Genomic DNA, 22,248 nt, shown 5'->3' with positions numbered 1-22,248 from the left:
CTGTGGAGCAACCGACCCTGGCCCAGCTCACCACCGCCGCTCCTGCCGCCCAGGAGGCCAAGCGGCGCGGGCTGCGCAAGATGAAACTGGTCGCACTGTCCTTCCTACTGGGCGCGACCCTGGTCTTCGCGCTGACCAGCTGGGCGCAGGCGGCGGGCTGGCCGGGCTGGGTCGGATACGTACGGGCGGCCGCCGAGGCGGGCATGGTCGGCGCGCTGGCCGACTGGTTCGCGGTCACCGCGCTGTTCCGCCGTCCCCTGCGGCTGCCGATCCCACACACCGCGATCATCCCCACCAAGAAGGACATGCTCGGGGACAGCCTGGGCGAGTTCGTGGGCACCAACTTCCTGTCCGAGCAGATCGTGCGGGACAAGCTGCGCCGGGCCGAGATCGGCCGCAGGCTCGGGGACTGGCTGGTCCAGCCGGACAACGCCGAGCGCGTGACCTCGGAGCTGTCGAGCCTGATCCGCGGCGCGATCACCGTGCTGAAGGACGAGGACGTGCAGGCGGTGCTGGAACAGGCGATCGTCCGGCGCCTGGTCGCCCAGCCATGGGGGCCGCCGCTCGGGAAGCTGCTGGAGCAGGTCTTCGCGGACGGAGCACACTACAAGCTGGTGGACCTGATGTGCGACCGTTCGTACGAATGGGTCCGGGACAACCATGCGACGGTGCTGCGCGTGGTTTCCGAGCGCGCCCCGAGCTGGTCTCCGCGGTTCGTCGACGCGATGCTCGCCGACAAGGTCTACGGCGAGGTGCTGTCGTTCGCCTGGGCGGTCAAGACCGACGTCAACCACCCGATGCGCCTGGCGCTGGACAAGTTCCTCGCCGAGTTCGCGCAGGACCTGCAGAAGGATCCGGACACGATGGCCCGGGCCGAGCAGGTCAAGCAGCAGATCCTCGACCACCCGGACGTGCAGAAGCTGATCGGTTCGGCGTGGTCCACGGCGAAGGGCATGCTCCTGGCCGCCGCCGAGGACCCGTCGAGCGAGCTGCGGCGCCGCGTCCACGACGGCCTTTGCTCGCTGGGTGAGCGGCTCCGCTCGGACCGTGGCCTCCGGGCCAAGGTGGACGGCTGGGTGGAGGGCGCGGCGTCCCACCTGGTGACGAACTACTCCCGCGAGATCCTCACCATCATCACGGACACCGTGGCCCGGTGGGACGCGGAGGAGACCTCCCGCAAGATCGAACTCCAGGTCGGACGGGACCTGCAGTTCATCCGCATCAACGGCACCGTGGTCGGCGCGCTCGCCGGACTGCTCATCTACACGGTGGCGCAGCTGCTCTTCTGACCCCGCACCGGCGCACAGGGTCCCCACAGCACCACAGCCCCACACAGCCCACTCTGTGGGAGTCGTCCCCAAGTTATCCACAAGATAGGGGGTTATCCACAGGTTCGATGTGGGTAACTCGCTCGGGTGTCACCCTCTCGCGCCAAGCGCGGGCCTTCTCGCGGTTCCCGCACACCCTCATGGAGCACCAGGTGCGGGAGCGGTTGCGAGAGCGGTCGTAGAACGCCCAGCGGCAATCGTCCGCCGGACAGATCTTGACCCGGGGCCATTCGCCCAGGATCGCAAGCCGGGTGGCGGCGGCGAGGACGGCTCCCACCGCACTAGACGCGGTGAGCCGCGGTCCCTGCCCGTCGAGTTCCACGGTGAGCGGGTGTGAGAGCGGAACCTGCTCCGCGGCAGGATCTCCGGCCGCCGCGCGCAGCGCTTCCCGCGTCCCGCGCGCCACGGCCAGCGCGTCCCGCGCGAGGTCCCGCTCGGCCACCCACTGTTGCCACGTCGCCCGCGCGGACAGCACGTCACTGCCCTTCTCGACGTCCACGGTGTTGAGGAAGTCCACGACGAGCGCGGCGTCCGCGGCGAGGTCGTTCACCTAACCAGTGTAGGGCGAATACCGGTTGCGACCCAGGTGTGTAACCGTCATAGTCAGTTCGTCGGTTATGAAAGGAGTGTCGAATGAGTGCAGTACCGACCTTCGGCTGTGTCGTGCTGGACTGTCCCGATCCTGGGGAACTGGCGAGGTTCTACGCGGCCCTGCTCGAGTGGCCGGAGCCGGTCGGGGAGTGGGACGGGCACTGGTTCACCGTGACCGGCCCGCAGGGCGTGAAGATCGCGTTCCAGCGGGTCGAGGGTTACCGGCCGCCGGAATGGCCGGGGCAGGCGGTGCCGCAGCAGTTCCACCTCGACCTCGACGTGGCGGACCTGGATGCCGGGCAGGAGCGGGCACTCGCGCTGGGAAGCAAGCTGCTGGACGACTCGCACGAGACCTTCCGCGTGTACGCGGATCCGGCCGGGCATCCGTTCTGCCTGTGCGTCTCCGACTGAATCACCCCTGTTCATGAGCTATACACAGGGTGTATAGACGACTTCTCTACACCCTGTGTATAGTCCGCTGGCATGTCGATCGCGCACACACTTCTCGGCCTGCTGGAAAACGGGCCACGTCACGGGTACGAACTGAAGCGTGCCTACGACGAGCGCTTCGCGCTGGAGCGGCCCCTGCACTATGGGCAGGTTTACGCCACGCTCGCGCGACTGCTCCGCAACGGGCTGGTCACCGAGGTCGGCGCCGAACCGGGCAGTGGGCCCGAGCGCAAGAGCTACGCCATCACCGACGCCGGGGTGACCGACGTCGAGAAATGGCTGACCACGCCCGAAAAGCCCGAGCTCTACCTGCAGAACACGCTCTACACCAAGGTGGTGCTCGCGCTCCTGTCCCGGCGGAGTGCCGAGGAGGTGCTCGACACCCAGCGAGCGGCTCATCTGAAGATGATGCGCGAGCTCACCCAGCGCAAGAGCGCGGGTGACCTGGCCGACGCGCTGATCTGCGATCACGCCTTGTTCCACCTGGAGGCCGATCTGCGGTGGCTCGAACTCACCGCGGCCCGGCTTGCCGAGCTCGCCAGGGAGGTCGGCGCGTGACCGCCCTGCTCACGGCCTCCGGGCTGCACAAGTCCTTCGGAGCCACGCAGGCGCTGCTCGGTGCGAGTGTCGAGATCTCCCCTGGCGAGGTCGTCGCCGTGATGGGCCCGTCCGGATCCGGAAAGTCGACGCTGCTGCACTGTCTGGCGGGGATCGTCCGGCCGGACCAGGGTTCGGTCACCTATGACGGTACCGATCTCCACGGCATCTCCGACGCCGAGCGCACCACACTGCGGCGTACGGAGTTCGGCTTCGTCTTCCAGTTCGGACAGTTGGTGCCGGAGCTCAGCTGCCTGGAGAACGTCGCGCTGCCCCTCCGGCTGGGGGGCCTGCGGCGCAAGCGGGCCGAGGAACGGGCACGGGAATCCATGGCCCGGCTTGAGGTCGCGGACCTGGCCGCTCAGCGGCCGGGGGAGGTATCGGGCGGTCAGGGGCAACGGGTGGCGATCGCCAGAGCCCTCGTGACCGGACCGAAGGTGCTCTTCGCGGACGAGCCGACCGGCGCGCTCGACTCGCTGAACGGGGAGCGGGTGATGCGGATGCTGGTCGAAGTGGCGAAGGAGCGGGGAACGGCCGTCGTGCTGGTCACGCACGAGGCCAGGGTCGCGGCCTACTCCAGCCGGGAAGTGGTGGTCCGCGACGGCAGGACCCGGAAGGCGGTCGTCGCGTGAACCTCATCAAGGATCTCCTGCTGGGGGCCCGGCTGGCCATCGGGAGCGGCCGCACGCTCAAGCCTTCACTGCTGCGTCTCGCACTGTCCACCGCCGGGATCGGGCTGGCCACGACCATGCTCTTCTTGCTGGTCACCGCCGCTTCGGCGATCGCCGACCGGGGCGCACGGATCGACGCTCGTGAACCGGCCGAAGTGGGAGCGGCCGAGGGTTCAGGCGCGGCGCTCTACCTGATCGAACAGCCCGCAGGCGACGCCGTCACCGTCCGCTACGTGGAGCCCGCCGGTCCCGGCGCGCCGGTCCCGCCCGGGCTGTCCGCCCTCCCGGCGACCGGCGAGATGGTCGTTTCCCCCGCACTGGCGGGCAGGCTGGCCGCGGACCCCGGTCTTGCCGCCCGGTTCCCGTATCGCTTGGCGGGCACGGTCGGTCCTGCCGGACTTGCCGGTCCGGACGAACTCTGGGCCTACGTGGGCAGCACCGGACTGCGGGATTCACCGCATGCGGAACGGGTCATCCGTTTCGGCGGGAACGCCACCCAGGCGGTGCCGCCCCAACTGGCGATGCTGGGTGCGATCGCCGTGCTGGTGCTGCTCGTGCCAATGCTCGTCTTCGTCGCGAGCGCGAGCAGGATCGCAGGGGCGGAGCAGGACCGTAGGTTGTCCGCGCTCCGGCTGGCCGGCGCGGCCGCGGCGCAGGTTCGACGGATCGCCACCGGGGAATCGCTCGTCGGTGCGGTCGCCGGAGTCGTGCTCGGCACGCTGCTGTTCCTGGTCGTCCGGCCGTTCGCCGCCGGGGCACGGCTCGCCGGGATTTTGGTGTTCCCGCAGGACTTCGTTCCCGGCTGGGCGCTGGCGCTGTGCGTTGTCGCGGTCATACCGGCGATCACGGTCGCCTCTGCCTGGTTCGGCCTGCGAGGCCTGATCGTCGAGCCGCTGTCCGTGATGCGCCGGGCGCGGCCGCCGCGCCGCCGTCTGTGGTGGCGGCTGTTGGTCGTGGTGCTCGGTGTGGCGATGCTGGTGCCCGACAAGCTGTTCGGTGTCGCGGACCGGCCCGCCGACGTGCTGCCGTTCATCCTCGGCGGCACGGTCCTGCTCCTGATCGGCATCCCGGCATTGCTTCCCTGGGTGACCGAGTACGTCGTCGGCCGGATCCGTGGCGGCTTCCCGGCCTGGCAACTGGCGGTGCGCAGGCTGCAGCTGGACAGCGGTACCCCGAGCCGGGTCGTCGGCGGGATCGCCGTGGTGCTGGCCTCCATCATCTCGCTGCACACCCTGCTCGGTTCGGTGTACGAGCATGCACGCGCGGCCGGCGCTCGCGACCGGGATCCGGCCACGGTCACGGTGGAGGTGGAGGCCTCTGCTCTGGAACAGGCCGCGGGTCTTCTCCAAGGCGTGCGCGGAGTCCGGAGCGTCGACCCCCAGCAGTGGGTCTACCTGCGCGGGGAAACCGCGCAGACCTTGCTGGTGGCGTCCTGCTCCTACCTGAGAGCGCGTTTCCAGGTGGGCGAGTGCGCGGACGGTGATGCGTATGCCCTCTCCGCCGGGCTCACGCCCGGCACGACGCTGCGGGTGGACGGCAGCGGCAGCCGGCTCGTCGTGCCGGCCGGTACCCGGCCACTGCAACCGCGGCCCGGTGAGAAGACGTGGATTGGTCTCCTGGCGACGCCCGGCGCCGTGCGGGGTGCCGATTTGCCCACCGACCACCTCACGCTGGAGCTCCGGCTTGATCCCGCGGTTCCGGGCGCACTCGCCGGGGTCCGGCAGGCGGTCTCCGTGCTGGGCTGGCGAGCGTCGGTGAGCACGCTGCTCAACCTCGGCGGGCTGTCAGAGGACAGTTTCCTAGCGGCCCTGCGGGACCTGCTCTACGTCGGCGCGATCTTCACCCTGCTGCTGGCAGGGGGCAACCTGCTGGTGACGGTCACCGGGCAGTTGACCGAGCGGAGGCGGCCGCTGGCCGCGATGAACGCCGCTGGAGTGCCCCTCGGGGTGCTCGGGCGTTCCCTGCTGTGGCAGAACGCGCTGCCGGTGGTGTTCGGGGTGCTGCTGGCGGTCGGGGCCGGTGTCGGCCTCGCCGCACTCATGCTTCGGCTGACGACTCGGGGGGCGCCATTCCTGGTGGACGGCACCTTCGCGCTGGTCATCGGGGTGGTGGCCGTGCTGCTCGTGCTCGGGGTGACCGCCGCGAGCCTGCCCGTGCTCAGGTCGGCGACCAAGCTGGAGGCGCTGCGCGCCGAATGACGCGTAGTCTGGGCCGCGTGATTTGTCCGAAGTGTCAGAATGTCATGCGGACCGTCAACAAGAACGGCATCCACATCGAGCAGTGCGAAGGCTGCCGGGGCATCTTCCTGGACCGTGGGGAGCTCGAGCAGATCGTGGGGGCGGAGAGCGCTTACTACGGCGGCGGCCCGGCGCCGCAGTACCGGCCGGAGCCCCACCGCGACTCGCCCCGCCCGTACCGCGGTGGGTACCAGGACTCGCCCCGGCCCTACCGCGGCGGCGGGTACTACGCGGACTCGCCGCGCCCGTACAAGGGGCACCGCAAGCGCAGCTTCCTGGAAGACCTGTTCGACTAGGAACGCCTTCCCCATGCTCGATCCGCGGATCTGCCCCGCCTGCGGGGACCTTGCCCGTGTTCCTCTCGTCGAAGGCGAGATCAGGCGGTGCGGGCGATGCGGCCACCGCTGGCCGTTCCACCGGCTCCCGCTCTACGCCCTGACCGGCCCGAGCGGGGCCGGCAAGTCGACGGTCGGTTCCCGTCTGGTGTCCCGGCTCGCCGGCGAGGTGGTCGTGCTCGAACAGGACGTGCTGTGGACCGCGGGCCTGCGCGACGACGTGGACGGACATCCCGCGTTCCGCGCCACCTGGCTGCGGATGGCCGCGATGATTCACCAGAACGGCGTTCCCGTGCTGCTCTGCGGCACGGTGGTACCGCCGGAGTTCGAGCGGCTGCCCGAGCGGGCGCTGTTCTCCGAGATCCGCTACCTGGCCCTGATCGCGGAGCCGGAAGCGCTGGCCGAGCGGTTGCGTGGGCGTCCCGCCTGGCGTGGGTGGGACGAGGCCCGCATCGCGGAGACGCTCGCCTTCAACGACTGGCTACGCCGTGACGCGGTCGCACTGGACCCGCCGGTCGGCCTGTTCGACACCACCGGTGCCTCGTTGGACGCCTCCGTCGAACGGGTGGTCGCCTGGGTCCGTCACTGCGGCCGGCTGCGCTCCTGACGGTCCCGGCCGACCGTGATCCGCGAAGCTGCGGCGCCGTTCATCCTTTCACCGGGTGACGGACGCGCAAGTTCCCCCGATGGGTGCAAGCAATGCGCTTGCAGCAGCTAGCAGCGCGGAGTAGATTGGGAGTTGTCGCGAGGAGATGAGCCACATGACGACAGAGGGAAACCTCAACGGCTCGCCGGCGGGGCCGAGGAACAAGGTTGGTCACATCGCTTCCGACATCGGCGAGTACATCCGGCAGCAACGCAACAACGCGAAGATCTCGTTGCGGCAGCTGTCGAAGCTCGCCGGAGTGTCCAATCCGTACTTGAGTCAGATCGAGCGAGGAGTCCGCAAGCCCAGCGCGGAGATTCTGCAGCAGATCGCGAAGGGCTTGCGGATTTCCGCGGAAGCGTTGTACGTGCAGGCCGGAATTCTCGATCTCCCCACCGGTGGACCGGTGACCGACGCGATCCGGGCGGCGACGGAGCTGACCGAGCGGCAAAAACAGATCCTGCTCGATGTTTACGAGTCCTTCCGGCGCGAGAACCAGACAACAGAACTTCCGAAGGAGAGTGAGCCTCATGGCGAACAAGGGGAACAACAGGACTGAGGACGTCCGCAAGGCGGTGAACACGGCCGTGGAGCAGCTGCGCACCCCGCTGCTCGCCGCGCTCGGTGCCGGGAACCTGGCCAGCCAGGCCGTCGTGGAGGCGGTCGCGAAGGCCAAGGAGCGGGTGAGCGAGGGCGGCGAAGCCGCGCGCAAGAACGTCGAAGAGTTGCCGTCCGAGGTGACGACGCTGCGGGAGAAGCTGGATCCCGCCGAGCTGCGCAAGCTCATCGACGACTACACCGAGGCCGCGCTGAAGCTGTACAACAAGCTCGCGGACACCGGTGAGCAGGCGCTGGACAAGTTCCTGGCCGAGCCGCGGGTCAAGAGCGTCCTCGAACAGGTCGAAGAGGTGCTGCAGACGGCCCAGGACCGGGTCGGCGAGGTGAGTGCCGAGGCCCGCGAGCGGGTCGAGGGCATGCTCGGCATGGTGGCCAAGCGCACCAGGGCGGGCGGCGAGAAGGTCGCCGAGGCCACCGAAAAGACCGCGCACAAGGTGGCCGACAAGGTCGAGGAGGCGGAGAAGCCCGCCGCGCCGAAGCCCGCCGCCAAGACCACCCCGGCACGTCGTGCGGCGAGCACCACGCGCCGGACCTCGGCGACGACCAAGAAGCCCTCGACCGGGTCGGGCGGCACCAAGACCACGAAGTGACCGTGATCCGGACGGTCCGTTTGGTGCGAAAGTGTGCCGAACGGACCGTTCGTGGCATTCTGGATCGCGGTGGACACCTTGGTGGGGCTGAAGGGACGTAGGCTGGAGCCGTGTCGCTAATCGCGCTGTGGGTCATGCAGATCATCAGCTGGGTCGGGGCGCTCGCCGGCCTCGGCGCCTTCGTCCACGCCCTGCTGCAGCGCTCCGACGCGTTCACGGCCGCCGACCGGAAGACGAAACCGATCTGGCTGCTGATCACCGGCGCGAGCACGGTGGCGATGGGGTTGTTCCCCTACAACGGTGGTGCCGGCGGCCTGCTCTGGCTCGCCGGGCTCGTGGCCGCACTGGTGTACCTGGTCGATGTCCGGCCGAAGCTGATCGAGGTGCAACGCGGCGGCAACAACTGGTGACGCCGCACCGCCGCGCGAAACACTTCGAGCCTGCCCTTAGCCTCGGCTCATGAGGAACTGGACCATCGCGGGCACCCTGTCGGTCGAGCCCGCGGCGAAGCGGACGGAACTTCTTGCCGAGCCGGTCGCGAAGGCGCTGGCCGCGCTGGGCGATCCGGAGGCCGGTGTCGTCGAGATCGATCCCGAACTGGCGGACACGGCCGCCTTTTGCGCGGCCTACTCGTCCCCCATGTCCGCGTCCGCCAACTGTGTCGTGGTGGCGGGCAAGCGGGCCGGTGAGGTCCGCTACGCGGCCGCGCTGGTGCTGGCGACCACCCGCGCCGACGTCAACGGCGCGATCAAGCGCAGGCTGGACGTCCGCAAGGCTTCCTTCGCCGCCATGGACGAGGCCGTGGAACTCACCGGCATGGCCTACGGCGGGATCACTCCGGTCGGGCTGCCCGCCGCCTGGCCGATCCTGGTCGACCAGGCCGTCGCGGACTCGCCCGAACTGGTGATCGGCAGCGGGATCCGGGGCAGCAAGCTGCTGGTGACCGGCGCACTGCTGGCCGGGCTGCCCGGGGCCGAGGTCATCGAGGGGCTGGCCAAGCCCGTCGCCTGACGGCGTTTCAGGCCACCTGAGGCCGGGCCGTCGTGCCCAGCGCCAGCCCCTTCGGCACCGCGAGCCGGGTGATCAGGCTGAACAGGCCCTCGCAGAGCAGCGCGAGCACGATCACGGCGATTCCGCCGGCGAGGATCTCCCCGTATCCGGCGACCCCCTGGGCGAACCCGTCCACGATGTAGCGGCCGAGGCCGCCGCCGTCGTTCACGATCGCCCCGATCGCGACGGTGGCGACCAGTTGCAGGAAGGCGACCCGCGCGCCGGCGAGGATCACCGGTGAAGCCAGGGGCAGTTCCATCCGGAGCATGATCTGCGTTTCGGTGTGGCCGGTGCCGCGTGCCGCGTCCACCGCGGCGGCGTCGACGGTGAGCACCCCGGCGTAGGTGTTGGTGAACAGCGGCGGTAGGGCCAGCGCGACCAGCGCCACCAGCAGCGGCCAGAACGAGGTGTTCAGTCCCCACCGGCTGGCCAGGTACCAGCACAGGATGATCAGGCCGAAGCTCGGGATGGCGCGGCCGATGTTCACCACACTGGAGGCGAGGAACGCGCCGCGCCGGTGGTGTGCGAGCCACAGTGCGGGCGGGATGGTCAGCGCACCCGCGACGAGCAGCCCGAGCGCGGAGAAACCCAGGTGTTCCAGGGTCCGGTAGGGGATTCCGGCGGGATCCGTCCAGCTCCACCGGTTCGGCTGGCCCAGCCAGGCCCACGCCTGCGCGAAGATGTCGCTCATGCCACCGCCTTGCGTGTCTTGCGGGCCCACGGCGCCAGCGCTCGTTCCGACAGCCAGAGCAGCAGGTCGACCAGCACGGCGAGGGCGATGGACAGCCCGATCCCGACGATGATGGGCGTCGAGTTGGGTGTGGTGGTCTGGATGCCCTGGCGGATGAAGAAGCCGAGACCGCCCATGCCGAGCATCGAGGTGACGGTGACCAGTCCGATGGTGGTCACCGCGGCGACGCGCAGTCCGGCGATGATCACCGGCAGTGCCAGGGGCAGTTCGACGCGCAGCAGCAGCCTGCCGCGCGTGAACCCCATGCCCAGCGCGGCCTCGCGGACGTCGGCGGGCACCTGCTGGATCCCGGTGACCACGTTGCGCAGCAGGATCAGCAGCGTGTAGGTGGCGAGTGGGATGACGGCCGTGGTGAAGGTGAGGCCGAAGAACGGCACCAGCAGGGCGAACGCGCCCAGGCTGGGGATCACGTAGAGTGCCCCGGCGCCGGCCAGTGCCACCGGGTAGAACCAGCGCCATCGCAGGGAGAGCACGGCCAGGCCGACGGACACGACCAGGCCGATGCCGAGCGCGGCGGCAGTGAGCCAGAGGTGCTCGCCGAGCCGTTGGAGGATGTGGTCGGCGTTGCGTTCCACCCAGCGCCATTCGAACAGCGGCCGCTCGGCATCGGCCAGCAGGTAGTCGCCCACCCGCTGAGCATAGGTGCCCACGGCCGGGAACCGGCCGTTCTTTTCTCACCATGTGGTTTGTGTCGGTGGTCGTCGCTAGGGTCGGGTCGTTGTCGATCTGGAGGGGTGAAGTGATGCGCTGGACACGAACCATGAAGGCGGGCGTGCTGCTGGCGGCGGCCGTGCTCGGCCTGACCGCGTGCGGGGGCGGTGAAAAGCAGGCGGCCGCGAGCAAGGGCGGGGCGCCCATCGTGGTGGCCTCGTTCAACTTCACCGACAGCCAGATCCTGGGCGAGTTGTACGCACAGGCGCTGGAGGCCAAGGGCTATCCGGTCCAGCGCAAGCCGAACATCGGCTCCCGGGAGCTGGTCTACCCCTCGCTGAAATCGGGTGAGCTGCAGTTCATCCCCGAGTACCAGGGGGCCGCGATCAGCAGCGGGTTCAACCAGTCCGCACCGAAGGACGCCGACTCCGAGCACGCGAAGCTAGCCGAACTGCTCGCGCCCTACGGCGTGCAGTTGCTGAACTACGCCCCCGCGGAGAACAAGAACACCTACATCGTCAAGGCGGACGTGGCCAAGGCGCAGGGCCTGACCAAGATCAGCGACCTGAAGAAGCTGGACAAGGTGGTGCTCGGCGGGCCTCCCGAATGCGAGACCCGTGCCAACTGCTTCGTCGGTTTCCGCGACACCTACCACCTGAACGTGACGTTCCAGAGCATCCAGGAGGCAGGCCCGCGTCTCGCGCAGCTGAAGTCCGGCGCCGTCACCGTCATCCCGGTCGACTCGGTGAGCCCGCCCACCGCGGATCCCGCCTTCACCGTCCTGCAGGACGACCTGGGAATCGTGGCGACGGAGAACATCGTGCCCGCGGTGGTCAAGAAGGTGCTCGACGAGCGGGGCGAGGACTTCAAGGCCACCGTGAACGCGGTGAGCGCCAAGCTCACCACCGCGGAACTGCGTGACCTGAACAAGCGGGTCGACGCCGACGGGGACACGGTCGCCGACGTGGCGAAGGACTGGCTCACCAAGCAGGGCCTCGCCTGATTACTAGAGTCGGGGTGAGAGACCACGACTTCGGGGAGACAGACATGGCAAAGGTGACGGCCGTCGCGGAACGGACGATCGAGGCTCCGGTGGAGAAGGTGCGGGCCCTCGTCGCGGACTACGCCGACACCCGCCCCAGGATCCTGACCGAGCAGTACCGCGACTACCAGGTGGTCGAGGGGGGCACGGGCGCAGGCACGAAGGCTCGCTGGAAGCTGCAGGCCACCTCGAAGCGGGTGCGGGACGTGGCGGCCACGGTGACCGAGCCGGAGCCGGGCACCCTGGTGGAGACCGACGCGAACTCGAGCATGGTCACCACCTGGACGGTGCGTGCGGTGGGTGACCGCAGCCTGGTGCGCATCGAGACCACCTGGCAGGGTGCGAGCGGGATCGGAGGTTTCTTCGAGAAGACCTTCGCGCCCGGCGGACTCAAGCGGATCTACGACGGGGTGCTCGCCAAGCTCGACGAACTCGTCTGAAACCGGATGTGTGTCCGGACACAAACCGGAATCATCGCCCCGTTTTTGTGGGTTGATGTGCGGTGGAAGGCGGCCCTGTTCCAGGGGCCGCCCGCGACGATGACGTTGGGAGTTCGACGGTGAGCACATCGACCAAGGTGACCGAGGTTCGGCTGGCGTCCCGGCCGGTGGGCAGGCCGACACTGGACGACTTCTCCATCGTGGAGGTCGAGGTGCCCGGCCCCGGTCCCGGCGAGATCCTGGTCCGCAACGTGGAGATGAGTGTCGACCCGTACATGCGCGGCCGGATGAGCGCCGCGAAGTCCTACATCGCCCCCTTCGAGGTGGGCAAGGTGATGGACGGTGGTGCGATCGGTGTGGTGCTCGAGTCCACCGTGGACGGTTTCGAGCCCGGTGACCACGTACTGCACGGTTTCGGATGGCGGTCCCATGCCGTGCTTCCGGCGAAGAAGGCGCACAAGGTGGACCCGGAGGCCGCGCCGCTCGGTGCCTACCTCGGCGTGCTGGGCATGCCCGGCCTGACCGCCTACTCGGGGCTGTTCCGTGTGGCCGAGTTCAAGGAGGGGGACACCGTCTTCGTGTCCGGTGCGGCCGGGGCCGTCGGCTCCGTGGTCGGCCAGCTCGCGAAGCTCCGCGGCGCCAAGCGGGTCATCGGCAGCGCCGGTTCCGCGGAGAAGGTGCGGCACCTGCTGGACGATCTCGGCTTCGACGCCGCTTTCAACTACAAGGACGGTCCCGTCGTCGAGCAGCTCAAGGCGGCCGCGCCCGAGGGCATCGACGTGTACTTCGACAACGTCGGCGGTGAGCACCTCGAGGCGGCCATCGCCTCGGCCAATGTGCACGCGCGTTTCACCATCTGCGGGATGATCTCGGTCTACAACGCCACCGAGCCGCCCGCCGCGCCGCGGAACCTTTCGCAGGTGATCGGCAAGCGCCTGACCATCAAGGGCCACCTGGTCGGCGACCACTACGACCTGCAGCCCCAGTTCCTCGCCGAGGTGGCACCGCTGGTCAAGGAGGGCAAGCTGCGGTACGAGGAGACCGTGGTGGAGGGCCTCGAGAACGCCCCGCAGGCGTTCATCGACCTGCTCGACGGTGTGAACACGGGCAAGATGCTCGTCCGCCTCTGAAGTCGCACTCGTCCCTGGGTATCAAAGCGGCGGAGCCGCAGGTCCTGGAAGTGCGACTTCGGAGGCGTCCGGATCAGGCGGCGGTCGCCGTGCCGCGGGGGAGCACCAGCGGCAGCACGGTGGTCAGCGTGCGCCAGTCCGCGCTGACGACACTGGCGTGATGGGCGGCGAGCAAGGTCACGCGATCCGTGGCCTGCTCGACCGTCGGGTTGGTGCCGTCGATGGTCGGTGAAACGTTCTGGGCGTCGGTCATGATCAGGAAGTAGTGGTTGGTGTCGTACCACGACGTGTCGATGCCTCCGTCGACGTAGGCGGAGGCATCGCCGTCGAAGAACACGAACCACGGCCGGATCGAGGAGTCGTACTGCGTTCTGGGGTCGCCGGAGCGGGCGCCGAGGACGCTGGCGAAGGCGGTCGCGTTGCCGAGGGTGCCCGCCGCCTTCAGGTTCTTCAGGTAGGTCGCGTATTCGATGTCGGTGTGCAGGGTGTCGGTCGGGTTGTTGAGCTCGAAGGTGCCGGGGATGACTTCGAGGATCATCTTCCCGGCGAGCGCGTTGCGTGACGGCCAGGCGTTCGCCCGCGCGGCATCGTCCAAAGTGGAGTAGGAGCCGATCAGGTCGCCGGGCCGGTACAGGGCGTCACCCGCGTGAGCCCTGACGTAGGCGTCGAATTCGTCCGGTCCCATCCCGTCGCGGTCGTCGAATCCGGCCTTGAGTTCGATCTTGACCACGATCGGTCCCGCACCCGGATGGGCGGCGAGCCACCAGCGGATGTCGGCGAGGCAGGCGCCGAAGTCCTGGTTGCGGTCGCCGGTGTAGAGATTCGAACCGCTCGCCGCCGCGACGCAGTTGTTGTCGTTGCCGAGCGGATTGCTGTGGCTGACCTGCCAGTGCTTGGTGAAGATGTTGTCCCACACGTCGAGTTCGACCATCGACGCGCCGGAGTCGAGAGACTGGGCGAGATAGGTGTAGGCGTCCTTGGTGTAGGTGTTGTGCACGCCGACGGTCGTGGCCTCGGACAGTCTGAGCGTGCCGGTTTCGGCGGCGGTCGCCGGTGGGGCGGCGAGCAGGATCGTGGCCAGCAGGAGCGGGAGTAAGCGGGCGAACCTCATCGGTTCTCCTTCCGTCCGGATCACCCTGACCGACCCACTTAACCAGAAAATGATTCACATCTGGCGGAAAAGTGTACGGCGGGAGGCGCAGGAACGGGAGTCGATCCGCGGCGGACGAAATCTTCCGCCGAACGGCCCAAACTTCCTGGCATGACAGCGCTTCCGAAGACAAGGAGAACGGGAGGCGCCGCCGTCGGCGCCCTGCGCGGGGCGTGGCGCCGCAGCCGCCCCGTGGACCGGGTCGCCTACAAGGTCGGGGCCCTGCTGTTCGGCAGTGGCCTGGTCCACCTGGTCGTGCTGGTCGTCTCGGGCACCTCGTGGGAAGGACCCTTGTCCTACCGCAAGGCGATGACCTTCGGCCTGTCGTTCGGGCTGACCGTGGCGACCCTGACCTGGGCGACCTCGTTCCTCCGGATGTCCGCACGCCTCCGGAGCGTGCTGCTCGGCGCGTTCACCGCGGTCAGCGTGGTCGAAGTGGCGCTGGTGACCCTGCAGGTCTGGCGAGGGGTGCCGTCACACTTCAACTTCGAGACCGGCTTCGACACCGCGGTGTCGATGACGCTCGCGATGGGGGGCGCGGTGATCACCGCGACCGTGCTGGCGTTCACCGGCGCCGCGCTGCGCCCCGCCGCCGGGTTGCCCGCCAGCATGATCTTCGCCCTGCGGTTCGGCCTGGTCGTGCTGCTGGGCGCGCTGGTGGTGGGCGCCCTCATGATCGCCGACGGGGTGAGCCTGGCGCGCGGCGGCGATCCGCAACTCGCCTACACCACGGCGGGCACGCTGAAACCCGTGCACGCGGTGACCATGCACGCGATCCTGGTCGTGCCCGCCCTGGCCTGGCTGCTGCGGTTCACCGCTTGGCCGGAACGGCGCCGCACCCTCGTCGTCCGGCTCGTGTCCGCGGCCTACGTCCTCGTGATCGCCGCGGTGTGGCTGGTCTTCGGCTGAGTCCGGGTCAGAAGACCACGGTGCGGTTGCCGTGCACGAGAACGCGCCGCTCGAGGTGCCAGCGAAGGCCGCGCGCGAGGGTGATCTTCTCGATGTCCCGGCCCTTGCGTACCAGGTCGGGCACCGTGTCGCTGTGGTCCACGCGGATCACGTCCTGCTCGACGATGGGCCCGGCGTCGAGGTCGGCGGTGACGTAGTGGCAGGTGGCGCCGATCAGCTTGACGCCCCGCCGGTGGGCCTGGTGGTACGGGCGGGCACCGACGAACGACGGGAGGAAGCTGTGGTGGATGTTGAGCGCCCGTCCCTGCCAGGCCTCGCACAGCTCCGGCGGCAGGATCTGCATGAACCGGGCCAGCACGATGGCGTGCGGATCGTGCTCGTCCACGAGCTTGCGGACCTCGGCGAAGGCCGCGGCCTTGTCTCCCGGGGGGAAGGGCACGTGGTGGAAGGGAATGCCGTGGGCGCGAGTGATCCCGGCGAGGGTGTCGTGGTTGCCGATGACGGCGCTCACGTCCACCTCCAGCTCACCGGAGGCGACCCGCCCGAGCAGGTCGTAGAGGCAATGCCCTTCCTTCGACACCAGGATGACCATGCGCCGCCGGGCCCCGGTGTCCTCCACCCGCCAGTTCGATTCGGCGGACAGGGACCGGGCGACCTCGGCGAACCGGGCTCGCAACTCCTCCACGTCGAAGGACAGCGAGTCGGCACGCACCTCCTGCCGGGTGAAGAACCAGCCGGTGTCCGGATCGGTGTGATAGGCGGCCTCCACGATCCACCCGCCCGCGTCCGCGAGGAACGAGGAGATGCGGGCGACGATGCCGGTGCGGTCGGGGCAGCCGAAGGTGATCACATAACGTCGTTCGGACACGCCCTCATCTTCCTCGCCCGGTGTCACGGGCCCGCGAGCGGCTCCAGTAGCTGGGCGTTTCCGGTGACGACCGCGTGGCTCGGCCGGCGCCAGACCCGGCGGTAGACCGCGTCCGCGGTGCCGGCGATCGTGGTGTCGGCGTCGAGCCCGCCGCCGTGTTCGAGCCGCGGGGGTTCGCCGGGCGCCACCCGTACCGTCCAGGTCTGTCCGGCGTCGGCGGCGTGCAGCACGACCGTGCCGGTGACCGTGCCCTCGCGCCAGCGGCCGGTGGTGGGCAGGACCCGGGTGATCAGCTCGTCGATCCCGTCGGCGGCGAAACCGGAGTCGAAGACGAGCGAAGGTACGGCCGAGGCGTCGGCACTGCCGGCGAGCGCGTGCTCGGCGTCCAGCCGGTGGATCGCCGCCTCGTGGGCCTGCCGTCGTGCCCAGGAGCCAGCCGTGGCGGGATAGCGGGCGAAGGGCAGCCAGGCCGGGGTGGCGGGATCCGCGAGCGTTTCGACCAGCGACGCCCGCTGCTGGTCGAACCAGGTGAGCAGGGCCGCCCAGTCCTCCGGCGGGCGGTCCGGCTCGACCTCGCGCCCGCTCGGGTCGGCCACCGCCTTGCGGACCCGGGAGTGGACGCGGCCGAGGTGGCCGACCAGTCGGCTAACGGTCCACTTCGGACAAGTGGGCACGGGCGCGTCCGGACCGGCCGCACGCGCCGCCGTCCGCAGGGCCTCGCACTGCTCCCGGATCGAGGACAGGAACCGGCTGTGTTCCATACCGAGAGCGTAACCGCCGGGCGACCTCGATGGAGCCCACCAGCAGCAGGCCGATCCCGAAGGACAGCAGCAGGCCCTTCGCCGGTTCATCGGCGAAGCTCGCGCCGCCGATACAGCCGATGATCACGCTGTAGACCGACCAGAGGACGGTGCCGAGCAGGTCCAGCGTGACGAACCGCGCCCAGCACACGCCCATGCTCCCGGTGGCCAGCCCGCTCGCCACCCGCCCGCCGGGCAGGTAGCGGCCCGCCACGATGAGCAGGGCGCCGTTGCGATCCACCTGGCGGCGCGCCCAGGCGTAGCGGGCCTGACCGCGCGCGTCCCGCTGCAGCCGGGCCAGCACGGCGGGACCGGCACGGCGGCCGATCCCGTGCGAGAGGCAGTCACCGGCGAGTGCGCCGATCGCCGCGGTCGCCGCGAGGGCACACAACATCGGCAGGTCGGGGCCGATGAGCACGGCGACCGTGATCACCGTGGTCTCGCTGGGCATGAACGGCAGCAGCGCGTCGAGTGCCGCGACGGCGAGGACGACCAGCCAGAGCCACGGTGAGCCGAGCAAGCCCTGCAGAACCTCGGTGATTCTGCTCAGCAGCTCAAACATGGACGGGCTCGCCCGTGATCACGGCCTGCGCCCGGGCCGCGAGTTCCCGGCGGTCGCCATCCGGGGCGAACGGGGGATGGGCGGTGAGGTCGATGCGAAGGTCGCGGGCGCGGGTGACCCGCCGCAGCGAATCGAACAGGGTGTCGTCGCCGACGAAGGACGCGACGGTGCTGGGGCGCCCGGCCTGGTGGTAGGCGAAGGTCACCGGCCGGATGGGGGCGCCCGCGTCGATGGCGGCCTGGAAGGCCGCGCGCCGGAACGGGCCGCCGGAGCCGCAACGCCCGCACCAGGTGGTGCCTTCCGGGAACACCAGGACGGACCGGCCCGCGGCGAGCGTGGCGGACAGCCCGGCGACCACCGCGGGCAGGCCGCGAAGGGTGGCGCGGTCCACGAACCGGGTGCCCGCACGCGTCGCGACCCGGCCCACCACCGGCCATCGCCGCAGCTCGGCCTTGGCCAGGAAGCCGGTGGGCTCGACGGCCAGCGCGGCGATGATGTCGAGCCACGAAAGATGGTTCGCGACGATCAGCGTGCCCCGCGCCTCGTCCGGCACACTGAGCCGTTCGGTGTTCGCCGCCACCTCGACCCCCAGTCCCGAGAGCAGACGGCGAGCCGGGGGGCCCAGCTCACCGTGCGCGGCGGCGGGCAGGGCGCCGGCCAGGATCCTGGCTGCCGCCGTCCACCGTCGTGCCGTTTCCATTGTCGTCACCGAAGGTCGCGAGTGGGTGACGCAGCGCGGTGTACAGGGTGAACAGACGGCCCAGGCGTTCATCCGGCGTCCCCGAGGAAGTAACGCCGGTATCGCTCGTGCATCCGGTCGAAGGACAGCAGGGTGAAGAAGTCGGCCACCTCGAAGTCCGGGTCGTGGGCGGGCGGCCCGCACACCGCGGCCCCGATCCGCAGGTAGGCCCGCAGCAGCGGCGGGACCTGGCCGCGGCCGTCACGGTGCGGCGAGCGCGGTCGCGGAATCCACGGGTGCCGGGGCACGACGCTGAGCCCGTCCGGTGCGGCATGCCTGGCGCGCACCAGTTCCCAGGTGGCCGCCGCGGCGTTTCCGCCATCGGCCAGCGACACCGAGGTGCACCCGGCGAGATGCCGGTAGCCGGCGTCGAGGGCGTAGCGGCCCATCGCCGACCACATCAGGTTGATCACCGCGCCCGACCGGTGCGCCGGGTCCACGCAGGAGCGGCCGATCTCGACGAGGTGCGGCCGGAGCGGGGCCAGTCCGCCGAGGTCGAACTCGGCTTCGGAGTACAGGCGCGGGCTCCGGCCCGGTAGCAGCAGGCGGTAGGTGCCGACGACCTCCCCGCCGTCGATTATCGCGAGGTGGTCGCAGTATTCGTCGAACTCGTCGGTGTCCCGGCCGGTGACGAAGGTGGGGCCGAATTCGGCGGAGAAGACCCGTGCGCGCAGTTCCTGGCAGGCTCGCACCAGGCCGGGGTCCGTGGTGATCCGAGCCTCGTATCGGATGTCTGTGACTACGGTCATGGAGTCGATCGTGTCGGCGCCGGATGCCCGGTTCCAGACGTTTCCCGGTATTCCAGGGAGAAGTAAGGGATCACCCGTACCGGTAAACCCTCCCGTCGGGGTGGGGTTATCCCCAGTGCGTCACAGGGGGGCGACCGTGTGCCACGGCACGGTCAGTTCGCCGAGGCGCCAGCGGCGTGGCCCGTCGAGCACCGGCCAGCCCCTGGCGACGAGCATGCGGACCGTCTCCAGCCAGCGAAACCGTACCCCGAACGCCTGGTGCGGTGCGGCGGCCGCCCAACAGGAATCCAAAGTAGACAGGAACTGGTGCACCGGCTCGCCGGGAACATTGCGGTGGATCAGCGCCTTCGGCAACCGTTCGGCCACAGTGGACGGTCGATCCAGGGTGCTCAGCCGGTAGGAAACGGTGAGGCTGCGCGGCCCGTCGGCGGAGAGCGCGACCCAGGAACAGAGCCGCCCGATCTCGTCGCAGGTGCCCTCCACCAGCAGCCCGCCGGGCGCGAGCGAGTCCAGGATCAGCTTCCACGCCCAGGGCACCTCGTCCTCGGCGTACTGCCGCAGTACGTTGAAGGCCCGCGCCACCACCGGTCGCGTCCCGGCGAGTTCGAAGCCGCCCTGCCGGAAGTCGAGCCAGGGCGGGTCCGCGTCCGGCAGTGCGGCGGCCACCCGGTCCGCATCCAGCTCCAGGCCCAGCACGCGGACCCGGGGGTGCACCGCCCGCAGGCGGTGGGCCAGTTCCACGGTGGTCACCCCGGTCGCGCCGTACCCGAGATCCACCACCAGGGGGTCCGCCGCGCGCCGCAGCAGGCTCGCCACCTCCGGTGAGGCGCTCAGCCAGCGGTCGACGCGGCGCAGGCGGTTCGGGTTGGTGGTCCCCCGGGTCGGCGAGCCTAGGAATTCTCGGCGAGCCACTGGGCCGAGTACTCGGCTTCGCGGGCGAGCAGATGGGTGACCTGTTCCGCCACGAAGCCCTCGAGCTTGCCGCCGATGAGCGGGATGCGGATCTTCACCTCACCGGTGATCTCCAGCAGGGTCCCCTCGCCCAGGGACAGGAGTTCGGTGCGGGCGGTGATCTCACCCGGCAGCCCGGCCACCGTGGCCTTCGCGATCCCGGAGTAGCGCCCTTCGGAGATCGTCCAGGACTCGTGCCGGTCGACGAAGAGGTCCCCGTGGTGCAGGGTGCGCACCACGGACGGCAGCTTCTCGGCGCCGACGCCCTGCCGGAGGTGGAAGCGGACGCTGTCGGGACCCGCGGAGTAGTCGAGCAACGCCGCGTGGTCGCCACCGATTTCGCTGAGCCGGGCGCGCACCGCCGGTTCACTGGACTGGGCGGCGAACACCTCGGTCACGCCGTAGACGAACTCGGCGCGGTGCTCGATACGGGAGGCCATGTCGGTACACAGTACCGTTCGGATTCGTGACACCTGTCGAAACCCGAACCGTCCTGGCCGAGCACACCACCCTGCGCCTCGGCGGGCCCGCCAGGGCGTTCGTCGTCGCCGAGTCCACGGAGGACCTGCTCAGCGCGGTGCGCGCGGCCGGAGACCGCCTGCTGCTGCTCGGCGGCGGATCGAACCTCGTGATCGGCGACGCGGGCTTCGACGGGACCGTGGTGAAGGTGGCCACCCGGGGTTGGCGCATCGACGGCGGGTCGGTGGTGGTGGCGGCGGGCCAGAACTGGGACGAGTTCGTCGCCGCCATGGTGGAGGCGGGGCTCGGCGGGGTGGAGTGCCTGTCCGGCATCCCCGGATCGGTGGGAGCCACCCCGATCCAGAACGTCGGCGCGTACGGCTGTGAGATCGCCGACGTGCTGACCTCCGTCGAGTGCTACGACCGCCGGACCGGCGAGGTCCGCACGATGGGCGCGGACGAGCTCGGGTTCGCCTACCGCACCAGTGTGTTGAAGGGCACCGACGCGGGCATCGTGCTGAACGTCCGGTTCGCGCTGAGCACCGACGGGTTGTCCGTCCCGGTCCGGTACGCCGAACTGGCCAGGGCACTGGGGGTGGAGCAGGGTGAGCGGGTGCCGGTGGCGAAGGCGCGGGAAGCGGTGCTCGCGCTGCGGCGGGGCAAGGGCATGGTGCTCGACCCGGCCGATCACGACACCTGGAGCGCGGGATCGTTCTTCACCAATCCCATCGTCCCGGAGGCGGAGCTGCCGGAGGTGCTGGCGAGGATCGCCGACGTGGTGGGCGAGGACGTGGCGGTGCCCCGCTACCCGGCCGACGGCGGCGTGAAGCTGTCCGCGGCCTGGCTGATCGAGCGGGCCGGGTTCGCGAAGGGGCACCCCGGACCGGGCGGGCGGGTCGCGCTGTCCGGCAAGCACACCCTGGCGCTGACGAACCGGGGTTCGGCGAGCACCGCGGATCTGCTGGTGCTCGCCCGCGAGGTGCGTGACGGGGTGCACGCCCGGTTCGGGGTCCGCCTCCGGCCGGAGCCCCTGCTGATCAACTGCTCCCTCTGAGCCGTCGCGCGTTCCGCCACCCGCACCGGCTGCCCGAAATCACTTCAATGGACTACTCGCGGTGGACGCGGGAGCCGTTGTACTGGGCCCGCGGCTTGAGCACGATCGAGTCCAGGTTCACGTGCGACGGGCGGGTGGCCGCGAACGTGATCACGTCCGCCACGTCCTCGGCGGTCAGCGGGGTCAGCCCTTCGTAGACCTTCGCCGCGCGGCCGGCGTCCCCGTCGAAGCGGTTCACCGAGAAGTCGGTCTCGACCATTCCGGGGATGATCTCGGTGAGGCGGATGGGATCGCCGAGGTGTTCCGAGCGCAGCGTCCGGTGCAGTGCGGACTGTGCGTGCTTGGCCGAGGTGTAGCCGGAACCCCCGTCGTACACCTCGTGTCCCGCGATGGACGTGACGGTGATCACGTGACCGTCGCCGGAAGCGATGAGCTTGGGCAGCAGCGCCTTGGTGATGCGGAGCGTGCCGAGCACGTTGACCTCCCACATCCAGCGCCAGTGCTCCTCGTCGGCCTCGATGGCCCGTTCGAGCCCCCGCGCGCCTCCGGCGTTGTTGACCAGGACATGGCATTCTGGGACTTGCTGGACAAACGCGGCAACCGAAGCGGGATCGGTCACGTCCAGTGCCTGTGCAGTGCCGGACAATTCGGCCGCCAGCTTCTCCAGGCGGTCCTGTCGGCGCGCGCCGAGCACGACGTGGAAGCCGGCTCCGGCCAGCGCGCGGGCGGTCGCTTCGCCGATACCCGCGCTGGCCCCCGTGATCACAGCGGTTCGCTTGCTCATGCCGCCATCCTTCCAGCGGGGGACGGCAGGAGTCCGGTGAGAGGCATTACCCGGAGGGCAATCGGCCTGGGCGCCCGGCGGCGCGGCAGGCGTGGA

General features: G+C 69.9%; 28 protein-coding genes. 16 read left to right on the top strand and 12 right to left on the bottom strand.

Going from position 1 to position 22,248, the window contains the following annotated elements; translation table 11 throughout:
• Positions 1-2: 2 nt before the first annotated feature.
• The gene (locus ORV05_RS31090; protein WP_268755466.1) at positions 3-1,289 is read left to right on the top strand and encodes a DUF445 domain-containing protein; all 1,287 of its coding nucleotides are present in this window, start codon (positions 3-5) and stop codon (positions 1,287-1,289) included.
• Positions 1,290-1,362: 73 nt separating this feature from the next.
• Here the strand turns inward: ORV05_RS31090 and ORV05_RS31085 are convergent, their stop codons facing one another.
• Positions 1,363-1,878 (bottom strand): CGNR zinc finger domain-containing protein, encoded by a 516-nt coding sequence (locus tag ORV05_RS31085; RefSeq protein WP_268755465.1) that lies wholly within the window; start codon positions 1,876-1,878, stop codon positions 1,363-1,365.
• A gap of 83 nt (positions 1,879-1,961) precedes the next feature.
• On the opposite strand from ORV05_RS31085, the gene ORV05_RS31080 reads away from it, so the two are divergent.
• The 10 genes from ORV05_RS31080 (at position 1,962) to ORV05_RS31035 (ending at position 9,074) form a co-directional block, all read left to right on the top strand.
• Positions 1,962-2,330 (top strand): VOC family protein, encoded by a 369-nt coding sequence (locus ORV05_RS31080; protein ID WP_268755464.1) that lies wholly within the window; start codon positions 1,962-1,964, stop codon positions 2,328-2,330.
• Between the two features lie 72 nt (positions 2,331-2,402).
• A complete protein-coding gene (locus ORV05_RS31075) occupies positions 2,403-2,927 on the top strand; it encodes a PadR family transcriptional regulator (protein ID WP_268755463.1) in 525 nt (174 codons plus the stop codon).
• Positions 2,924-3,598, top strand: a complete 675-nt coding sequence (locus tag ORV05_RS31070; protein ID WP_268755462.1) for an ABC transporter ATP-binding protein — start codon at positions 2,924-2,926, stop codon at positions 3,596-3,598. The genes ORV05_RS31075 and ORV05_RS31070 overlap by 4 nt, the downstream gene beginning before the upstream one ends.
• Complete coding sequence (locus ORV05_RS31065; RefSeq protein ID WP_268755461.1) at positions 3,595-5,835, top strand: FtsX-like permease family protein; 2,241 nt, start codon at positions 3,595-3,597, stop codon at positions 5,833-5,835. Before ORV05_RS31070 ends, ORV05_RS31065 begins: the two co-directional genes overlap by 4 nt.
• Before the next feature lie 44 nt (positions 5,836-5,879).
• Positions 5,880-6,170, top strand: coding sequence for a TFIIB-type zinc ribbon-containing protein (locus tag ORV05_RS31060; RefSeq protein ID WP_268755460.1), 291 nt, complete (start codon positions 5,880-5,882; stop codon positions 6,168-6,170).
• 13 nt (positions 6,171-6,183) lie between these two features.
• Positions 6,184-6,816: an AAA family ATPase gene (locus ORV05_RS31055; protein ID WP_268755459.1), complete on the top strand. Its 633-nt coding sequence runs from the start codon at positions 6,184-6,186 to the stop codon at positions 6,814-6,816.
• A gap of 154 nt (positions 6,817-6,970) precedes the next feature.
• Positions 6,971-7,414: a helix-turn-helix domain-containing protein gene (locus ORV05_RS31050; protein WP_268755458.1), complete on the top strand. Its 444-nt coding sequence runs from the start codon at positions 6,971-6,973 to the stop codon at positions 7,412-7,414.
• Positions 7,386-8,063: a hypothetical protein gene (locus ORV05_RS31045; protein WP_268755457.1), complete on the top strand. Its 678-nt coding sequence runs from the start codon at positions 7,386-7,388 to the stop codon at positions 8,061-8,063. The genes ORV05_RS31050 and ORV05_RS31045 overlap by 29 nt, the downstream gene beginning before the upstream one ends.
• A 134-nt stretch (positions 8,064-8,197) precedes the next feature.
• On the top strand, positions 8,198-8,473 hold the full coding sequence (locus ORV05_RS31040; RefSeq protein WP_407652807.1) for a DUF2516 family protein: 276 nt from the start codon (positions 8,198-8,200) through the stop codon (positions 8,471-8,473).
• Between the two features lie 49 nt (positions 8,474-8,522).
• On the top strand, positions 8,523-9,074 hold the full coding sequence (locus ORV05_RS31035; protein ID WP_268755455.1) for a YbaK/EbsC family protein: 552 nt from the start codon (positions 8,523-8,525) through the stop codon (positions 9,072-9,074).
• A 7-nt stretch (positions 9,075-9,081) separates the two neighbouring features.
• On the opposite strand, the gene ORV05_RS31030 is transcribed toward ORV05_RS31035, so the two are convergent.
• A complete protein-coding gene (locus ORV05_RS31030; RefSeq protein WP_268755454.1) occupies positions 9,082-9,804 on the bottom strand; it encodes an ABC transporter permease in 723 nt (240 codons plus the stop codon).
• A complete protein-coding gene (locus tag ORV05_RS31025; protein WP_268755453.1) occupies positions 9,801-10,493 on the bottom strand; it encodes an ABC transporter permease in 693 nt (230 codons plus the stop codon). Before ORV05_RS31025 ends, ORV05_RS31030 begins: the two co-directional genes overlap by 4 nt.
• Before the next feature lie 113 nt (positions 10,494-10,606).
• Here ORV05_RS31025 and ORV05_RS31020 point away from each other — a divergent pair, with 113 nt between their 5' ends.
• From ORV05_RS31020 to ORV05_RS31010, 3 genes are all read left to right on the top strand, one after another.
• Entirely contained in the window at positions 10,607-11,518 is a 912-nt protein-coding gene (locus ORV05_RS31020) for an ABC transporter substrate-binding protein (RefSeq protein WP_268755452.1), read from the top strand.
• Positions 11,519-11,562: 44 nt separating this feature from the next.
• On the top strand, positions 11,563-11,997 hold the full coding sequence (locus ORV05_RS31015; RefSeq protein WP_268755451.1) for an SRPBCC family protein: 435 nt from the start codon (positions 11,563-11,565) through the stop codon (positions 11,995-11,997).
• A gap of 119 nt (positions 11,998-12,116) precedes the next feature.
• Positions 12,117-13,127 (top strand): NADP-dependent oxidoreductase, encoded by a 1,011-nt coding sequence (locus ORV05_RS31010; RefSeq protein ID WP_268755450.1) that lies wholly within the window; start codon positions 12,117-12,119, stop codon positions 13,125-13,127.
• A 73-nt stretch (positions 13,128-13,200) separates the two neighbouring features.
• On the opposite strand, the gene ORV05_RS31005 is transcribed toward ORV05_RS31010, so the two are convergent.
• Entirely contained in the window at positions 13,201-14,238 is a 1,038-nt protein-coding gene (locus ORV05_RS31005) for a phosphatidylinositol-specific phospholipase C domain-containing protein (protein ID WP_268755449.1), read from the bottom strand.
• 150 nt (positions 14,239-14,388) lie between these two features.
• Between ORV05_RS31005 and ORV05_RS31000 the strand changes: the two genes are divergently transcribed.
• Positions 14,389-15,186, top strand: coding sequence for a hypothetical protein (locus ORV05_RS31000; RefSeq protein WP_326938099.1), 798 nt, complete (start codon positions 14,389-14,391; stop codon positions 15,184-15,186).
• A 7-nt stretch (positions 15,187-15,193) separates the two neighbouring features.
• Here ORV05_RS31000 and purU read toward each other — a convergent pair whose 3' ends face one another.
• The 7 genes from purU to ORV05_RS30965 form a co-directional block, all read right to left on the bottom strand.
• Positions 15,194-16,054 carry a formyltetrahydrofolate deformylase gene (gene purU / locus ORV05_RS30995; RefSeq protein WP_268755448.1) on the bottom strand — a complete coding sequence of 287 codons (861 nt, stop codon included), beginning with the start codon at positions 16,052-16,054 and terminating at the stop codon, positions 15,194-15,196.
• 23 nt (positions 16,055-16,077) lie between these two features.
• Positions 16,078-16,815: a maleylpyruvate isomerase family mycothiol-dependent enzyme gene (locus ORV05_RS30990; protein WP_268755447.1), complete on the bottom strand. Its 738-nt coding sequence runs from the start codon at positions 16,813-16,815 to the stop codon at positions 16,078-16,080.
• A complete protein-coding gene (locus ORV05_RS30985; RefSeq protein ID WP_268755446.1) occupies positions 16,700-17,416 on the bottom strand; it encodes a DedA family protein in 717 nt (238 codons plus the stop codon). The genes ORV05_RS30990 and ORV05_RS30985 overlap by 116 nt, the downstream gene beginning before the upstream one ends.
• Complete coding sequence (locus ORV05_RS30980) at positions 17,409-18,116, bottom strand: lysophospholipid acyltransferase family protein (RefSeq protein ID WP_268755445.1); 708 nt, start codon at positions 18,114-18,116, stop codon at positions 17,409-17,411. Before ORV05_RS30980 ends, ORV05_RS30985 begins: the two co-directional genes overlap by 8 nt.
• 68 nt (positions 18,117-18,184) lie before the next feature.
• Positions 18,185-18,904, bottom strand: coding sequence for a GNAT family N-acetyltransferase (locus ORV05_RS30975; protein ID WP_268755444.1), 720 nt, complete (start codon positions 18,902-18,904; stop codon positions 18,185-18,187).
• 120 nt (positions 18,905-19,024) lie between these two features.
• A complete protein-coding gene (locus ORV05_RS30970) occupies positions 19,025-19,816 on the bottom strand; it encodes a class I SAM-dependent methyltransferase (RefSeq protein ID WP_268755443.1) in 792 nt (263 codons plus the stop codon).
• Positions 19,795-20,295, bottom strand: coding sequence for a DUF2505 domain-containing protein (locus tag ORV05_RS30965; protein WP_268755442.1), 501 nt, complete (start codon positions 20,293-20,295; stop codon positions 19,795-19,797). Before ORV05_RS30965 ends, ORV05_RS30970 begins: the two co-directional genes overlap by 22 nt.
• A gap of 26 nt (positions 20,296-20,321) precedes the next feature.
• On the opposite strand from ORV05_RS30965, the gene ORV05_RS30960 reads away from it, so the two are divergent.
• Complete coding sequence (locus ORV05_RS30960) at positions 20,322-21,368, top strand: UDP-N-acetylmuramate dehydrogenase (RefSeq protein WP_268755441.1); 1,047 nt, start codon at positions 20,322-20,324, stop codon at positions 21,366-21,368.
• 52 nt (positions 21,369-21,420) lie between these two features.
• Here the strand turns inward: ORV05_RS30960 and ORV05_RS30955 are convergent, their stop codons facing one another.
• Entirely contained in the window at positions 21,421-22,152 is a 732-nt protein-coding gene (locus ORV05_RS30955) for an SDR family oxidoreductase (protein ID WP_268755440.1), read from the bottom strand.
• Positions 22,153-22,248: the final 96 nt, after the last annotated feature.

The sequence above is a fragment of the Amycolatopsis cynarae genome, from assembly GCF_026802195.1.
In the GTDB taxonomy this organism is placed as follows: Bacteria; Actinomycetota; Actinomycetes; order Mycobacteriales; family Pseudonocardiaceae; genus Amycolatopsis_E; species Amycolatopsis_E rhizosphaerae.
This window is presented reverse-complemented; position numbering and strand designations above follow the sequence as displayed.

What these genes read in the sequence shown, in the direction of transcription:
- ORV05_RS30980 (WP_268755445.1), bottom strand. Translation starts at nt 18,116, where the DNA reads ATGGAAACGGCACGACGGTGGACGGCGGCAGCCAGGATCCTGGCCGGC.
- ORV05_RS31035 (WP_268755455.1), top strand. Translation starts at nt 8,523, where the DNA reads ATGAGGAACTGGACCATCGCGGGCACCCTGTCGGTCGAGCCCGCGGCG.
- ORV05_RS31060 (WP_268755460.1), top strand. Translation starts at nt 5,880, where the DNA reads ATGCGGACCGTCAACAAGAACGGCATCCACATCGAGCAGTGCGAAGGC.
- ORV05_RS30990 (WP_268755447.1), bottom strand. Translation starts at nt 16,815, where the DNA reads ATGGAACACAGCCGGTTCCTGTCCTCGATCCGGGAGCAGTGCGAGGCC.
- ORV05_RS31020 (WP_268755452.1), top strand. Translation starts at nt 10,607, where the DNA reads ATGCGCTGGACACGAACCATGAAGGCGGGCGTGCTGCTGGCGGCGGCC.
- ORV05_RS31075 (WP_268755463.1), top strand. Translation starts at nt 2,403, where the DNA reads ATGTCGATCGCGCACACACTTCTCGGCCTGCTGGAAAACGGGCCACGT.
- ORV05_RS31005 (WP_268755449.1), bottom strand. Translation starts at nt 14,238, where the DNA reads ATGAGGTTCGCCCGCTTACTCCCGCTCCTGCTGGCCACGATCCTGCTC.
- ORV05_RS31055 (WP_268755459.1), top strand. Translation starts at nt 6,184, where the DNA reads ATGCTCGATCCGCGGATCTGCCCCGCCTGCGGGGACCTTGCCCGTGTT.
- ORV05_RS30975 (WP_268755444.1), bottom strand. Translation starts at nt 18,904, where the DNA reads ATGACCGTAGTCACAGACATCCGATACGAGGCTCGGATCACCACGGAC.
- ORV05_RS30955 (WP_268755440.1), bottom strand. Translation starts at nt 22,152, where the DNA reads ATGAGCAAGCGAACCGCTGTGATCACGGGGGCCAGCGCGGGTATCGGC.
- ORV05_RS31045 (WP_268755457.1), top strand. Translation starts at nt 7,386, where the DNA reads ATGGCGAACAAGGGGAACAACAGGACTGAGGACGTCCGCAAGGCGGTG.
- ORV05_RS31030 (WP_268755454.1), bottom strand. Translation starts at nt 9,804, where the DNA reads ATGAGCGACATCTTCGCGCAGGCGTGGGCCTGGCTGGGCCAGCCGAAC.
- ORV05_RS31080 (WP_268755464.1), top strand. Translation starts at nt 1,962, where the DNA reads ATGAGTGCAGTACCGACCTTCGGCTGTGTCGTGCTGGACTGTCCCGAT.
- ORV05_RS30985 (WP_268755446.1), bottom strand. Translation starts at nt 17,416, where the DNA reads ATGTTTGAGCTGCTGAGCAGAATCACCGAGGTTCTGCAGGGCTTGCTC.
- ORV05_RS31000 (WP_326938099.1), top strand. Translation starts at nt 14,389, where the DNA reads ATGACAGCGCTTCCGAAGACAAGGAGAACGGGAGGCGCCGCCGTCGGC.
- ORV05_RS31015 (WP_268755451.1), top strand. Translation starts at nt 11,563, where the DNA reads ATGGCAAAGGTGACGGCCGTCGCGGAACGGACGATCGAGGCTCCGGTG.
- ORV05_RS31040 (WP_407652807.1), top strand. Translation starts at nt 8,198, where the DNA reads ATGCAGATCATCAGCTGGGTCGGGGCGCTCGCCGGCCTCGGCGCCTTC.
- ORV05_RS31050 (WP_268755458.1), top strand. Translation starts at nt 6,971, where the DNA reads ATGACGACAGAGGGAAACCTCAACGGCTCGCCGGCGGGGCCGAGGAAC.
- ORV05_RS30965 (WP_268755442.1), bottom strand. Translation starts at nt 20,295, where the DNA reads ATGGCCTCCCGTATCGAGCACCGCGCCGAGTTCGTCTACGGCGTGACC.